This is a genomic window from Providencia sp. TYF-12 (assembly GCF_041344805.1).
Lineage (GTDB): Bacteria > Pseudomonadota > Gammaproteobacteria > Enterobacterales > Enterobacteriaceae > Providencia > Providencia huashanensis.
On record NZ_CP166833.1, the window covers coordinates 4,196,761 to 4,209,822 of the forward strand.

The 13,062-nt window shown below is 45.0% G+C and carries 12 protein-coding genes; 9 read left to right on the forward strand and 3 right to left on the reverse strand.

Going from position 1 to position 13,062, the window contains the following annotated elements; all coding sequences use genetic code 11:
- Positions 1-3 precede the first annotated feature (3 nt).
- The 9 genes from ABE954_RS19625 (at position 4) to ABE954_RS19665 (ending at position 10,090) form a co-directional block, all read left to right on the forward strand.
- Positions 4-1,218, forward strand: coding sequence for an NAD(P)/FAD-dependent oxidoreductase (locus ABE954_RS19625; protein WP_042845624.1), 1,215 nt, complete (start codon positions 4-6; stop codon positions 1,216-1,218).
- A gap of 21 nt (positions 1,219-1,239) precedes the next feature.
- Positions 1,240-2,520, forward strand: coding sequence for an MFS transporter (locus ABE954_RS19630; RefSeq protein ID WP_048605944.1), 1,281 nt, complete (start codon positions 1,240-1,242; stop codon positions 2,518-2,520).
- 24 nt (positions 2,521-2,544) lie between these two features.
- Positions 2,545-3,057: a cupin domain-containing protein gene (locus ABE954_RS19635; RefSeq protein ID WP_042845626.1), complete on the forward strand. Its 513-nt coding sequence runs from the start codon at positions 2,545-2,547 to the stop codon at positions 3,055-3,057.
- A 15-nt stretch (positions 3,058-3,072) separates the two neighbouring features.
- Positions 3,073-3,912, forward strand: coding sequence for an alpha/beta fold hydrolase (locus ABE954_RS19640; RefSeq protein ID WP_371025911.1), 840 nt, complete (start codon positions 3,073-3,075; stop codon positions 3,910-3,912).
- A gap of 10 nt (positions 3,913-3,922) precedes the next feature.
- Complete coding sequence (locus tag ABE954_RS19645) at positions 3,923-4,717, forward strand: SDR family oxidoreductase (protein ID WP_129466526.1); 795 nt, start codon at positions 3,923-3,925, stop codon at positions 4,715-4,717.
- A gap of 10 nt (positions 4,718-4,727) precedes the next feature.
- Positions 4,728-5,519, forward strand: a complete 792-nt coding sequence (locus ABE954_RS19650; protein ID WP_181468787.1) for an aspartate dehydrogenase — start codon at positions 4,728-4,730, stop codon at positions 5,517-5,519.
- A gap of 13 nt (positions 5,520-5,532) precedes the next feature.
- Positions 5,533-7,002 carry an aldehyde dehydrogenase gene (locus ABE954_RS19655; protein ID WP_042845632.1) on the forward strand — a complete coding sequence of 490 codons (1,470 nt, stop codon included), beginning with the start codon at positions 5,533-5,535 and terminating at the stop codon, positions 7,000-7,002.
- A gap of 41 nt (positions 7,003-7,043) precedes the next feature.
- A complete protein-coding gene (locus ABE954_RS19660) occupies positions 7,044-8,687 on the forward strand; it encodes a thiamine pyrophosphate-binding protein (RefSeq protein WP_371025661.1) in 1,644 nt (547 codons plus the stop codon).
- A 398-nt stretch (positions 8,688-9,085) separates the two neighbouring features.
- Positions 9,086-10,090: a sugar-binding transcriptional regulator gene (locus ABE954_RS19665; RefSeq protein ID WP_129466534.1), complete on the forward strand. Its 1,005-nt coding sequence runs from the start codon at positions 9,086-9,088 to the stop codon at positions 10,088-10,090.
- A gap of 81 nt (positions 10,091-10,171) precedes the next feature.
- On the opposite strand, the gene ABE954_RS19670 is transcribed toward ABE954_RS19665, so the two are convergent.
- The 3 genes from ABE954_RS19670 to mtnA form a co-directional block, all read right to left on the reverse strand.
- Entirely contained in the window at positions 10,172-11,176 is a 1,005-nt protein-coding gene (locus ABE954_RS19670) for a multidrug DMT transporter permease (RefSeq protein WP_129466536.1), read from the reverse strand.
- A gap of 94 nt (positions 11,177-11,270) precedes the next feature.
- Positions 11,271-11,918: an L-fuculose-phosphate aldolase gene (locus ABE954_RS19675; protein ID WP_042845637.1), complete on the reverse strand. Its 648-nt coding sequence runs from the start codon at positions 11,916-11,918 to the stop codon at positions 11,271-11,273.
- A gap of 43 nt (positions 11,919-11,961) precedes the next feature.
- Positions 11,962-13,062, reverse strand: coding sequence for an S-methyl-5-thioribose-1-phosphate isomerase (gene mtnA / locus ABE954_RS19680; protein ID WP_048605932.1), 1,101 nt, complete (start codon positions 13,060-13,062; stop codon positions 11,962-11,964).

Below are 13,062 nucleotides of genomic sequence, written 5' to 3' on the forward strand. Positions count from 1 at the left end.
CCTATGAATTCCTTAATCCAAGGTGGTATTGTCATTATTGGCGGTGGGCAAGCAGGTGGCTGGGCGGCAAAAACCTTACGAGATGAAGGTTACCAAGGCCAAATTTCTGTTATCAGCGATGAAGATCATGACTTTTATGAACGCCCACCGCTATCAAAGGCCGCACTCACACTAGAAAGCTTTGCGCTGTCGCGGTTATTTAGTGAAGAAGCCACCCAAGCCTTACATTTGCAATGGTTTCGCCCAGTGCGAGCCACTAAGATTGATACAAAAACAAAATATGTTCACCTCAATGATGGTCGTATTGTAACGTTTGAAAAACTGTTACTCGCCACAGGTGGACGCCCCCGTTACCTCTCCAATGATTGGCAAAAACACCCACAAGTTTTCGCATTACGCTCATGGAACGATGCACAACAACTACGCTCAGCACTCCTTGAGTCAAAGAAAATTGCCATCATTGGCGGCGGGTGGATTGGCTTGGAGGTCGCTGCCTCTGCACGTCAAATGGGAATAGATGTCACAATTTTTGAGCGTCAAAGCCGCCTATGTGAACGCAGCGTTCCACAAAATGTCTCTGAAGCATTGGCACAGCGCCATACCCGAGCTGGCGTACATATCATTACGGATTGTGGTGACATTAAGCTTGGGGAGTCAGTGACTCGCTTACAAATCACTTGCCAGAAGCAACCATGGCAAACATTCGACCTAGCCGTAATGGGGATTGGGGTTGAATTAAACCTTGAACTCGCCAAACAAGCTGGGCTTGATATCACCCATGGTATTGTTATCAATGACCAAGGGCAAACCTCACACCCTGATATTTACGCCGCTGGCGACGTAGCTTGTCATCCAACACTTTCTTTATGTCTGCAATCTTGGGCTTACGCACAAAACCAAGCCATCACGACGGCAAAAGCCATGTTAAACCCGCAATCAGAAGGGTTTGATGAGCCAGCTTGGCTATGGTCGGATCAATACCAAGATAATATTCAAATATTGGGCATACCAACTTCGCAAGCGCAACAACACATCCAGCGCTATACACCAAACTCAGAGGTCCATTTTTCCCTGAATGACACTAATGAATTGGTGCAAATGATTGCTTTCAATGATGCACGCGCTATCAAGCTAGGTAAGCGTTGGATGCAAAGTCACCGCAAACTGGATCCTTCTGAACTTGCTGATCCAACATTTTCACTGATGTCACTGAAATAGTGTACAGCAAGGAGAAATAACATGGCTAATCAAAGCATTACCTTACAAGCCAAGGAACATGACCAACAAGCCCAAGACATCCCTGAAAAAATTAATTGGTTAATCCCAATTGGCTTATTTTCCTGTGTATTGCTCGCTTTCTTCGACAAAATCAGTATTGCAGCTCTGTTTTCAGATGAAAAGTTTCAGCAGGCACTTGGCATTGACTTTGATCCAACACGTTTAGGTCTGCTGATGAGCGCATTTTTATTTGCTTATGGCGTTTCCTCAATGTTACTTAGTGGAATTGGCGACCGATTCCACCCAACCAAAATGCTACTGTTTATGATTAGCAGTTGGTGCTTCTTAATGATTTTCATGGGGTTTACCCATCATTACGGCACGATGGTTTTTCTGAGGATCTTGCTCGGTATTGCTGAAGGCCCCCTGCTAGCCATTGCTTACGCCATTGTACGCCGCACATTTCCACCTAAGATGCAGGCTCGCGCCACCATGATGTGGTTACTTGGAACTCCAATTGGAGCGGCTCTAGGCTTCCCTATCGCCCTATATCTTCTGAATAATTTTGGCTGGCAAAGTACCTTCTTTGTAATGGCGGCCTTTACCGTACCCGTTTGGTGGCTAGTCGTGATTGGTATCCGTCACCCTAACTTAGTAAATCGTCAGGCTCAAACCAAAAACTCAGCGGGTGAAAAACGATCAGCCGAACAGCTCGCGACCATACAAGCCCATAAAAAACGCTTATTCCAAAACAGCCATTTTTGGATTATCTGCCTGTTTAACATCGCTTTTCTTGTTTATCTTTGGGGGATGAATGGCTGGTTACCAAGCTATTTAATTAAAGGGAAATCAATCCACTTAGAGCATGCAGGGGTCTTATCCTCTCTCCCCTTTATCGCCATGTTGTTTGGCGAAGGAATAGGCGCATGGTTGTCTGACCGCTATGACCGTAGAGCTTTAGTGTGTTTTGTATCTCTCTTAGGTGCGGTATTGGGCTTAGCTGGAGTGCTATTCCTCACTGATACCTACAGCATCATCCTCATGATGGCATTTAGCATGTTTATGTGGGGAGCAGGTGCTCCCAATATCTTCGCTCTACTCGCTAAAGTCACACAAAAACAAGTCAGTGCATTGGCCGGTGGCATATTCAATGGCCTAGGAAACCTCGCTGGCGCGGCTGCACCTCTGCTGATGGGGGTGCTGATCACCGCCACTCACACTATGGATAGCGGGCTGTTATTTATCGTAATTATTGGTTTAGTCGGCAGCCTACTACTTCTGCCTCTACTGAAAAAATACTAATCACTCTGTGTAGGAGATAACGCTATGTCACAACCTCAAATCAAACCCCAAGATATCCCAATGGCACAATGGATAGAATCACGAATTGCTCGCCTTGAAGGCCGTAAATATGACTGGAACGCCTTGAAATTCCAAGCTGATTACGACCCTAAATATCGTCGTGCCCAAATGCGCTACATCGGTACTGGTGCAACAGGTGTTGCTAATGACGTGAATACCGTCCCCGCAGAGAACTTCACTTTCTCCACCATGGTATTACCTGCCAAATGTGAAGGCCCCTTACATTTACATCCTGATGTTGAAGAAGTGTTTTTCATGCTGAAGGGCACTATTACGCTATTTGTTCGTGATGGTGACGAAGAGTATGAAACGGTTCTCAAAGAACGTGACCTAATTTCTGTTCCAGCGGGGATTTACCGTGGTCTATTTAATCATGGAGAGGAAGAGGCATTAATGTGCGTGATGATTGGCACACAAAAGCCTGCAATCCCGACTTACCCAGAAGACCACCCGTTATCTAAAGTGAAACGTAACTAACCGGAGTTATCAGTGATGAATTTGCCAATCGAAAAACTTCCTGCACAACAACTGGCTGATTTTGGCCAATACCGCCTTAATTGGCGCTGTTCAGGTCATGGGCATGCCGTCGTTTTATTGCACGGGATCAGCTCTGGCTCGGCCTCATGGGTAAGCCAACTGGCTTCTTCATCACTGACCGACCACTATCGACTGTATAGCTGGGATGCTCCCGGCTATTCGAGCAGCTCAATGCTCAACACAGCGAAACCAACTGCTGTTGACTATGCTACAGCATTAAAAGCTTTTTTAGATAGCCTAAAAATACAACAGGTCGTTTTAGTCGGGCATTCACTCGGAGCCTTGATGGCTAGCGCTTTTGCCGCACAATATTCTCAGCAAGTAAAAGGGTTATTTTTAGCTAATCCAGCTCAAGGCTATGCCTCTAAAAGCCCTGAACAGCAAGCTTCCGTGTATCAACAACGGCAGATGATTGTAACTAATTCAGGGTTACAAGCCTATGCTGAAAACCGAGCCGCCGCCCTACTATCACCCAATGCAACCCCAGAAAAAATCGATTGGGTGAAACAAAATATGGAAAAACTTAATCCCCAAGGCTTTCTTGCGGCAGCATGGATGTTAGCCCATGACGATATTAGTTTGTATTTAAAGGGTTATAACGGGCCAATCGAAATACTGGCAGGCGCTGATGACACCATTACGCCACCACAACAAGTACAGCAGCTCGCGATACAACAAGAGTGCCCTTTTTGGTTGATTAAACAAGCGGGACATGCCAGTTACCTTGATACCCCCACACAGTTTAATCACCATTTGAAACAATTTTTAGAGACGGTATACAACCCAGTCGAATAAAGGAATCCTTATGAATTTACAGTTAAATAACCGTATTGCTGTCGTGACTGGAGGGAGCTCTGGTATTGGTTTTGCAACAGTCAAACTGTTACTCGACGAAGGTTGTAAAGTTGCTTTTTGTGGTCGAGATACTGAAAAACTACAACACGCTCTCAATACATTACGGTCTCTCTACCCTCAAGGGGAATTTATCGCACAGCGCTGTGATGTCCTCGATAAGGCACAAACAGAAAACTTCGCTCAACATGTTTATCAACACTATGGGCAAGTTGATCTTCTGATTAACAATGCGGGTCAAGGCTATGTTGCAAGCTATGCTGACACTCCTGAAGCCGCTTGGTTACATGAAGCACAATTAAAATTATTTGGTGTCATTAACCCAGTAAATGCTTTTTTACCTTTCTTAGAACAATCCAATATTGCGTCAATTACCTGTGTTAATTCGTTATTAGCGTTACAACCCGAGCCCCATATGGTCGCCACATCTGCCGCACGCGCTGCTCTGTTGAACATGACATTAAATTTATCGAAAACATTGCTACCCAAAAGGATACGCGTTAACTCAATTTTGCTCGGTATGGTCGAATCAGACCAATGGCGGCGTCGTTTCGAAAACCGGAGTGATAAAAGCTTGGATTGGCAGCAATGGATTGGCGATATCGCTAACAAGCGAGGGATCCCGATGCAACGTTTGGGGAAACCAGAAGAACCAGCCCGTGCCTTAGTTTTTTTAGCTTCACCGATGGCTTCGTTTACCTCCGGTGCCGCTTTAGATATTTCGGGTGGCTTTAGCCATCACATTTAAAGGGTTAATTATGAAAACATTAATGTTGATTGGTTATGGTGCAATGGCACAAGAAGTGATTGCTCGTTTACCTAGTGGAATAACCCTTCGCTGGGTTGTGGCTCGCCCTCATCACCATAACGCAATACAAGAACGCTTCAATGGCGCGGTGCTCCCTATTGATAGCCTTGATGACTTTAACGAACACCCCGATTTAGTGTTGGAGTGTGCTGGTCATCAAGCGGTACAGCAGTATGCGCCAACCATTTTACAAAGGGGCTGGACTCTTGCCATTATTTCCACTGGTGTACTGGCTGATGCCACTTTCGAAAACACACTAACCACATTAGCAAAGCGTCATCAAAGCCAACTAATCCCTCTCTCAGGCGCGGTTGCTGGGCTTGATGGTTTACGAGCAGCCAAAGAGGCGAACATTACCCACGTCATTTATCAGTCACGTAAAAGCCCTGCCAGTTGGCGCAATGGTGCTGCTGAGCGTTATATCGACTTATCGAGTGTCTCTGAAGCTACCGCCTTTTTTAGTGGTAGTGCGCGAGAAGCTGCCTTGAACTTCCCTGCCAATGCTAATGTTGCCGCTACCGTTGCACTGTATGGCATAGGTATGGATGCAACTCAGGTACAACTCATCGTTGATCCGGACACCACCAAAAATTCGCATCAAATTGATGTAAGAGGGGATTTCGGGCATTTTTCTATTGAGTTAAATGGCAACCCCCTACCTTCAAACCCAAAGACATCTATGCTTGCAGCCCTAAGTGCCGTTGAAATTTGCCGCCGTATTGCTGAGCAACAGGTAAGCTAATAGGAGCCTAATCATGAATAAAATGGATATTTTTGTGGGAGGAAAATGGCAACAAGGTCGTGGACCTGAAATGCAATCACGTTTTCCGGGTGATAACCATGTCGTTGCTACTCTCAACAGTGCCAGCCTTGAAGATGTCCAAGACGCCGTAAACGCGGCGGACAAAGCTTGGCGAGAACCTACCTGGCGCAATATGCCTGCGCATCAACGCGCGGCTATCTTATATAACGTCAGCGCATTGATTGATGAGCAGCGTGAAACCTTAACGCAATTACAAACTTTGGACAACGGGAAGCCGTGGGCTGAAGCGCGTGGTTTAGTCATGAGCGCAGCCGCCACCGCACGTTATTTTGCCGCCGTTTGTGAGGTTTCTGGAGGGGAGCTTCCACCTCGGCGCCAACCAGACTTGATGACAATAAGCACTTACCAACCCATCGGAGTGATCGCCGCCATCACACCGTGGAACTCCCCCATTGCCAGCGATATGCAAAAAATTGCTCCGGCGCTTGCCGCAGGTAATGCGGTTATTTTAAAACCTGCAGAAGCCACGCCACTAATTTCATTAAAATTGGCAGAACTCTTTGAACAAGCAGGGTTACCAAGTGGCTTACTCAGCGTATTACCGGGAAAAGGCTCTATTGTGGGTGATGCATTGGTTCGCCACCCGTTAGTGCGAAAAATCTCTTTCACCGGGGGGACAAACACGGGTCGCCAACTGGCTCATATTGCGGCTGATAAACTGATCACGACCTCCCTCGAACTGGGTGGGAAATCCCCAACAATTGTGCTAGCAGATGCTGACCTAGACATTGCCGCTCATGGAGTCTGTTACGGTATTTTTAGTTCAATGGGGCAAGCTTGTATCGCAGGTTCTCGCTTATTTGTTGCCCGCGATATCTACCAACCTTTTATGGAAAAATTAACCCAATTAACCCAGAACTTGATTATTGGCGACCCAAGGCAAGAACGCATCCATGTGGGGCCTTTAATTTCAGCGGCTCACCGTGATAGCGTCAAAACCTACGTTGAACAAGCCGTCCAACAAGGCGGTCATATTCGCCTTGGCGGTACCGTTCCCACAGACCCCGCACTACAAAATGGCAATTATTTCTTACCGACCATTATTGAAGGCCTCAGTAATCAATCTAGTGTTTGCCAAGAAGAAATCTTCGGCCCCGTCTTAGTGGTGATCCCCTTTGATGATGAAGCCACATTGATCCAAGAAGCTAATGATTCCGTTTATGGGCTGGCTGCGGGGATTTGGACTCGCGACTATACTCGCGCCTTTAAACTGGCGGATGCCCTTGATGTAGGAACAGTTTGGGTCAATACCTACAAAGTTTTTTCCATCTCAACCCCATTTGGGGGCTTTAAAGAAAGTGGCATTGGCAGAGAAAAAGGCTTAGAAAGCCTAAAAGCCTATATGCAACAAAAAAGCCTTTTTTTGGCACTTAACCCACAACCAAACCGTTGGTGTGAATAGCTTATCCGTTAAAGGATTACGGCTGCATTTAGGAGAATACAATGTCTGAAATGATTACAATTGGCGAAGCTATCGCCAGAACACTTGAACAATACCAAGTCACAACGGTTTACGGGGTTATTTCTATTCACAATTTACCTATTGCCGATGCGATTGGCCGTCGTGCTAAAATTGACTTTACCCCAAGCCGTGGAGAAGCTGGGGCAGTAACGATGGCCGATGCACACAGCCGTTTTAGTGGCTTAGGCGTCGCGCTAACGAGTACGGGGGCTGGAGCAGGAAATGCAGTGGGGTCAATGATTGAAGCTATGAATGCTTGTTCACCAATGCTCCACATTACTGGGCAGGTTGAAAAAGCCTATTTAGATATGGATGCAGGGTTTATTCATGAAACAGCGGATCAACTGGGTTTCTTGCGTTCAAGCTCTAAACAAGCATTCCGTGTACATACACCAGAACAAGCGGTGGCGACACTGCATAAAGCAATCCAAGTTGCGCAAACCGCCCCGTGTGGCCCTGTTTCGATTGAAATCCCCATTGATATTCAAAGTGCCCAAGTGCCATTGTCCTTATTAAGTGCCCCGCTTTCTGTGCCAACTTTGCCCGCAATTTGCTCATCACAGATAGAAGCCATTTGGGACAAACTTCAGCATGCACAGCGCCCATTATTGTGGGTCGGTGGCGGTGCATTGCAGGCGGTAGAAGCCGTTAAACGCTTGGCTAACCAAGGTGTCGCCGTAATCAGCAGCACCCATGGAAGAGGTATTTTATCGGATGATCACCCGTTCAGCCTGCGTGCTTTTCATAATGCGGACTCAATTGAGACATTAATGCGTGAATGTGATTTGACGCTGGTCGCGGGCTCCCGGTTACGCAGTAATGAGACTAAAACTTGGTCATTACCATTACCTCACCCCATCATCCAAATTGATATTAACCCGTTAGCGGCAAACCGCAATTACTTAGCCGACCTCAATATCACAGGGGATTGTAAAGGCCTGCTTAATGCGCTTGCCGATAAAATTGAGCAAGCTAACCGCCCAGTTTCTTCTGCATGGAAACAGCAAATACAACAAGCCGTTCAGTTGGCAGAACAGCAATTAAGGGCACAATGCGGGCCATACAGTGAACTCAGTGATGCTGTCGAGCAAGCCTTACCCGAACATGGTATTTTTGTGCGGGACATTACTGTATCAGGCAGCTTATGGGGCAGCCGTTTATTAAAAGCTACACAGCCGATGCACAATATTCATTCCTTAGCGGGTGCCATTGGCTTAGGCCTTGCGATGGCCATTGGTAGTGCGAAAGCCAACCCAAATACCGCAGTGATTGGCTTAGTTGGGGATGGCGGTTTGATGTTAGGGGTCGGTGAGCTTGCGACTATGGCTCAAGAACAACTACCGATTGTGTTGATAATCATGAATGACCAAGGTTATGGTGTCATGCGTGGTATTCAGGAAAAATATTTCTCAGGTCGCCAATATTATAATGAGTTATTAACACCATCATTTAGCCAACTAGCACAATCGATGGGGATCACCGCCCTAACGGTAGATAAACCCAGCGAATTCCAACCTATACTTCATCAAGCTGTTGCTTTAAAGCGGCCAGTTGTCGTTGAAGTATTAATGAATCATATCGGTAAAATGAATTTCTCGGGCCCCCCGCAGAAAAAACTATTTTAACCTCTAACTTCTTATCGAGCGCGGCACTCCGTCGCGCTTTACAAATCCATTAAACAAAAAACTCTCCTATGTCTGATACAAATTACTTTCCTAGCTGATTCACCACATTTTGCTCAATATGGCAAAAAATCCGCTCCTGACAACAGGTTAGTATTTGTTAGGTTATTATGTATTTTACATTGAGAGTGGATAGTGGAAATTATATTTAAATAGAAGTTAGGGCATCACCATTTTTTTCCTTATAATACAAAGCATCGTTTCTAAATTTTATTGTTCTATTCACGAATTAACCCAATAATGATTTGCCCGCTCAAAAAAGCAAACAACCTTGAGAAAGACTGGCTGTAATATTCTTATAGTTTAAACTAGGCTTTTCCAAATGATGCCAGGAGACAATAATGAGTAAAGAGCAAGTAAACAGCAGCTTGTTCAATGATGATCCTGTATTACACGCAACATGGCTATATTATCAGGAAGGCAAAAGCCAGACTGAAGTCGCTGCCCTAATGGGCCTTTCGCGTGTCACCGTCGTCAAATATCTACAAACTGCTAGAGAAAATGGTTTAGTTCAGATCAATTTAGATACCAATGTCTTTGGCTCAATTGATGCCGCTTTACGTATTCGTGATAAATTTGGTTTGTATCGAGTTATCATTGTGCCTGATGGCGAGCATGCCGGAAAACGAACAGACTCAAAATTGATGCGTTCCAGACTTTCCCGTGCTGGAGGGATGTATTTAAACCAAGTTATCGAGAACAATGACGTTCTTGGGGTTGCTTGGGGAAGAACCATCCATGAGATGAGCAAAACGATGACACCAAATTCATGTAAAAATGTCACCGTGATCCAGATGCTAGGTTCCATGCCTTCTCAGCCAGACCTGACAATCCTCGAATCGTCGTCACAAATAGCGTTTAAACTGTCAGGGAAAGTGGCTTCTCTTCATGTCCCAGCGGTTGTCTCCAGTGCAAGGTTAGCCATGGAATTACAAGCTGAACCCATCATTCGTGCTAATTTTGAAGTATTAACTCACTGCACAAAAGCCTTCTTTGTTGTAGGAAGCGCACTGGATGAAAACCCGTTAATTCAAGTCGGTGTCCTAAGCAAAAAAGAAATGCAAAACTACCGAGATGCAGGGGCCGTCGGCGTCATTTGTGGCCGGTTCTACGACAAAAATGGAGTACCTGTTATTGCTGAAGTTGATCAACGGATACTAGGAATAAGCCTTGCCCAATTAAGGCAAATTGAGCGTAAAATATTTCTGGCTGGGGGCGAGAGCGGCTATGCTGCAACCTTAGGGGCATTACTCGGCGGCTATGTCACAGACCTTATTGTTGATGAAGGAACAGCTGAGTTTTTATTATCCTGCGAGCTGCCCAACGTTGATTCATCCCCATCCTAAAGAGCAAGGTGCCGCACTTTTTACGGCTCACCTAATAAAAAAGAATATTTACCCCACTATAGACATAATGGGGCAAAATATTTACTGATTTGCCGCTATGATAAGGATAATACCGGCGATATACAGCAAAAACATAGCTAAGAGTAACTTATTCGTGCCAGCTGGTGCGCTGGCGAATTCACGCCAAACAAATACCCCCCAAATCACGGCAATCATAGTAGCTCCTTGCCCTAATCCATAGGATATTGCATACCCTGCTTGCCCTGATGCGATTAGGCTCAGCCCTAAACCAATACACCAGATGATTCCGCCCAACCAACCACAGAGATGGTCCCTTAAGCTACCAGAGAAATACATTTTCCCTTTAACTGGTTCTCCTACGATTGGTTTTTTCATTACCAGTGTATTAAGGACAAAGTTAGATAAAAACAAACCTAAAGCAAATAATACAAGTGCAGAATAAGGTGTCATCAACCCCGCTTCTGGTTCACTTAAATTACCTGATATCGATTGAGCGAGGAAACGGAAAAATGACCCCATAATGATACCGGCAAAAATAGCAGTTATCAGGCCTTTATTACGGCGACTTTTATCCGATGATTGAGTAACACGGCTGTAAGTAATCGCAGTTAGGATGATTGCGGCGACTACACAAGCAACCCCTAAGAACAAAATAGTTGGGTCCCCCTGAGGGCTACCAATATAAGTTGTGATAACACCGAGAACTAATGCAAGCCCAACACCGACAGGGAATGCAACAGCCATACCAGCTAAACTAATTGAAGCAACAAGAAGAATATTTGAAACATTAAAAATCATACCTGCCAATATAGGAAGAAAGATAATATTGATATCCGCCTGCTGAATATCAGAAATAAAACTACGGCCTTCTTCACCAATTGACCCGAGAGTAAAAGCAAATAATAGAGAACAGAATAAAACACCGAGAGAATAGTCCCAATAAAAGAGAGGGAACTCCCATTTCTTATTACTGACTAGTTTTGTTGTGTTAGCCCATGACCCCCAACAAATCATCGTGATAAAACACATAATTATTGCTATAGGATATGATTCCACGATAAACATGAATAACTCCTTGGGATAATTATAATTAATCGTTATAGGTAGAGGTTGGCAGCCATTTTATAAAATGGCTGCTATCGATGAGAACAAGTTGAATTTAAGCGTCAGTTTTTAAACCGTACGTTTTAAATTTACCGATGACTATTGTCATTTCTTCTTTAGATAAAGTGGGAACTTTGCTGTGTAGTCCGCCTATTTTGATGTAGAGATCTGCTAGAGTTTCTGTTTCTCCAGCAAGCCACAACGCTTTTTCCAGTGTTGTTTCCATCGCTATCATGCCGTGGTGTTGCATCAAAAGTGATTTGCTAGATTTAATTCCCTCAAACACACTGTTTGCAAGCTCAGCACTACCAAATGTATGGTATGGAATACAAGGAATATGGTCCGTCCCTGTCACCGCTATCATATAATGAATTGCGGGGATCGCATGGTTCATTATGGATACCGCGGTACAGTTCACCGCATGTGTATGAATAACCGCATTTAATTCAGGTCTGGCTTGGTAGCAAGCCAGATGAAAGAGCCATTCACTTGATGGTGTTTTTCCAGACTCTGATACCCCCTGACCATCAACAAAAACAATCATATCGGGTGTCATTTTCGAATAAGGTATACCACTTGGTGTAATGAGCATTCCATCAAGATACCTCACGCTGACATTACCCGACGTCCCTTGATTCAACCCAGAAGCATTCATTTCCTGGCAAGTGACGATAATATCTGCCGCTAATTTGAGTCTTTCCATCTTAGTTCCTTAGAAAGCGTGCATATACCCCATGCACACTCAATTAAATAACCGAATTTTTTAGGTCGGCGAACATGTTGGTTAATGCAGGTTCATTCGCTGCACAAACACCACGCTCCGTGATCAATCCAGTAATATATTTAGCAGGCGTGACATCAAAGGCGTAATTACCACATGTGGTGCCTGCCGGCGCAGTATTAACCCAACTTAGTTCACCCTCGGGGTTGATCCCATATACATGTGACTGTTCAGCACCATTGCGTTGCTCTATGGGGATTGTTTTCCCATCCTTAAGCGTCCAGTCGATAGTTGGAGATGGGAGCGCAACATAAAATGGAATTTGATTATCATAAGCCGCCAGCGCTTTTAGATATGTTCCAATTTTATTACAGACATCCCCCTGCGTTGTGGTTCGGTCAGTACCAACAATGCATAGGTCCACTTCGCCATGCTGCATCAGGTGACCACCGGCATTATCAGCAATTAATGTGTGAGGAACTCCGTGTGAACCCAATTCAAATGCAGTAAGGCCACCTTGATTACGCGGGCGAGTTTCATCTACCCAAACGTGAATACGAATCCCTTCTTCATGAGCCTTATAAATTGGCGAAAGTGCGGTCCCCCAATCGACCGTGGCAAGCCAGCCTGCATTACAGTGAGTCAATATATTTACGACACTGCCTGCCGGTTTTTTACTCGCGATTTCCCGAATAATTTCTACGCCATGGAGCCCAATTTGCTCACACAACTCGACATCTTCATCGGCCAGTTTTCCGGCAAGCTCCCAAGCAATGTCCCTACGCGTCTGTTCAGGAGCATCCTTCAAGCTTTCCATCATTCTATCGAGTGCCCACTTTAAATTGATAGCAGTAGGTCGGGTCTTGATTAACAAGTCATAACTTGATTGTAGATTTTTATCACTCGGGTCCTGTTGCATACCTAGTGCCATTCCGTAAGCAGCAACAACCCCAATCAAAGGCGCCCCACGCACCCACATTTCTTGAATAGCAGTTGCTACTTTTTGTGCGGAATCGAGCGTGAGTACTTCAAATTTAAAAGGCAGTTTAGTTTGGTCGATAATTTCTACTGATTTTCCATCTTTAGAAACCCAAACTGTACGATAGTGTTTCCCTTCAATATTCAT

What these genes read in the sequence shown, in the direction of transcription:
- ABE954_RS19670 (WP_129466536.1), bottom strand. Translation starts at nt 11,176, where the DNA reads ATGTTTATCGTGGAATCATATCCTATAGCAATAATTATGTGTTTTATC.
- ABE954_RS19660 (WP_371025661.1), top strand. Translation starts at nt 7,044, where the DNA reads ATGTCTGAAATGATTACAATTGGCGAAGCTATCGCCAGAACACTTGAA.
- ABE954_RS19635 (WP_042845626.1), top strand. Translation starts at nt 2,545, where the DNA reads ATGTCACAACCTCAAATCAAACCCCAAGATATCCCAATGGCACAATGG.
- ABE954_RS19645 (WP_129466526.1), top strand. Translation starts at nt 3,923, where the DNA reads ATGAATTTACAGTTAAATAACCGTATTGCTGTCGTGACTGGAGGGAGC.
- ABE954_RS19655 (WP_042845632.1), top strand. Translation starts at nt 5,533, where the DNA reads ATGAATAAAATGGATATTTTTGTGGGAGGAAAATGGCAACAAGGTCGT.
- ABE954_RS19630 (WP_048605944.1), top strand. Translation starts at nt 1,240, where the DNA reads ATGGCTAATCAAAGCATTACCTTACAAGCCAAGGAACATGACCAACAA.
- ABE954_RS19675 (WP_042845637.1), bottom strand. Translation starts at nt 11,918, where the DNA reads ATGGAAAGACTCAAATTAGCGGCAGATATTATCGTCACTTGCCAGGAA.
- mtnA (WP_048605932.1), bottom strand. Translation starts at nt 13,062, where the DNA reads ATGAATATTGAAGGGAAACACTATCGTACAGTTTGGGTTTCTAAAGAT.
- ABE954_RS19650 (WP_181468787.1), top strand. Translation starts at nt 4,728, where the DNA reads ATGAAAACATTAATGTTGATTGGTTATGGTGCAATGGCACAAGAAGTG.
- ABE954_RS19640 (WP_371025911.1), top strand. Translation starts at nt 3,073, where the DNA reads ATGAATTTGCCAATCGAAAAACTTCCTGCACAACAACTGGCTGATTTT.
- ABE954_RS19625 (WP_042845624.1), top strand. Translation starts at nt 4, where the DNA reads ATGAATTCCTTAATCCAAGGTGGTATTGTCATTATTGGCGGTGGGCAA.
- ABE954_RS19665 (WP_129466534.1), top strand. Translation starts at nt 9,086, where the DNA reads ATGAGTAAAGAGCAAGTAAACAGCAGCTTGTTCAATGATGATCCTGTA.